Below are 1,020 nucleotides of genomic sequence, written 5' to 3'. Positions count from 1 at the left end.
AAATCAGAGATAAAGCGATAGAACATGGCATGAAAGCGGTTATTCCTAGAAGAAAAAATACGAAACAACCTAACCCAGAGTTTGACAGTTACCTTTATAGGTGGTGGTTCAAAAAGTATGCTGACATTAGACATACCCATAATTAATGTAAAAGAACAGCATATCAAAGATCTTAAAATGGTTATCGAGCTTTTTAGAGAAACCACAAGTTTTTCTAAAGGCTCGTCTTAATCTTTGTCTTATTCGACAGTTATTGCCTTCAATACCGACAATATGTTGTTTACCAACTTGTTTATTGTCTGCTTTAAAAGCAGTTATAAAGCTGTCCCAGTTGTCCATAGCTATATACCCATAGTCAACCTTAAGCTGCTTAAGACGTGCTCTAAGCTTCTTAGCTGTCTTTAAGTTACGCTTACCCCATACATAAGCTACTATCTCACCTGTGCTGCGGTCATAAGCATAGATAAGCCAGACTTTACGCTTCTTCTTGCCTACATACGTCCAAAACTCATCGACTTCAAGTTTTCGGTAGTACTGTCGCTTCGGGGTTAGTTGGTATGCTGAACCTTGTATTGTGTTTAGTATCTTACCTATGCTCACAGTAGCTATTTCAGCGATATCTCGAATGCCACAGCCTCTGACTAACATTAACCGAATTCTGCTTTCTATGGTTGAATGACAGCCTTGATAGGTTAAAGCATGGTCACCAATAAATTGACGTTTACAGTCCTTACATTGGTAGTTCTGCTTACCATAGCTTTTTTTACCGTTTTTCTTTACACTTGTACTGTGACAGTCGGGGCAGTTAAGTTCTATTTGTGTCTTCATAACCTCAAATATAACATCTGCTTTGGCTGTCACAACTCTTTTCTACTTCAGCATACTTTTTGAAACACCACCCCCTTTATAAATTACGCCATCTAGTTGAAAATATGTTCGCTCGATTAAAGCATTTTCGCAGTATAGCAACACGCTATGAAAAGCTAGCACGCAATTTTAAATCTATGCTTTACCTAGCCT

General features: G+C 38.0%; 1 protein-coding gene and 2 pseudogenes. 2 read left to right on the top strand and 1 reads right to left on the bottom strand.

Annotation, left to right across the window (positions count from 1 at the left end; all coding sequences use genetic code 11):
* Positions 1–101 (top strand): annotated as a pseudogene (locus A1019T_RS10935) (IS5/IS1182 family transposase); the annotation flags it as partial.
* Between the two features lie 25 nt (positions 102–126).
* On the opposite strand, the gene A1019T_RS10930 reads toward A1019T_RS10935, so the two are convergent.
* Positions 127–828: an IS1 family transposase gene (locus tag A1019T_RS10930; protein ID WP_077451662.1), complete on the bottom strand. Its 702-nt coding sequence runs from the start codon at positions 826–828 to the stop codon at positions 127–129.
* A 74-nt stretch (positions 829–902) separates the two neighbouring features.
* On the opposite strand from A1019T_RS10930, the pseudogene A1019T_RS10925 reads away from it, so the two are divergent.
* Positions 903–1,020, top strand: a pseudogene (locus A1019T_RS10925) (transposase); the annotation flags it as partial.

Origin of the sequence: Psychrobacter piechaudii, assembly GCF_900162825.1 — a bacterium.
Lineage (GTDB): Bacteria > Pseudomonadota > Gammaproteobacteria > Pseudomonadales > Moraxellaceae > Psychrobacter > Psychrobacter piechaudii.
This window is presented reverse-complemented; position numbering and strand designations above follow the sequence as displayed.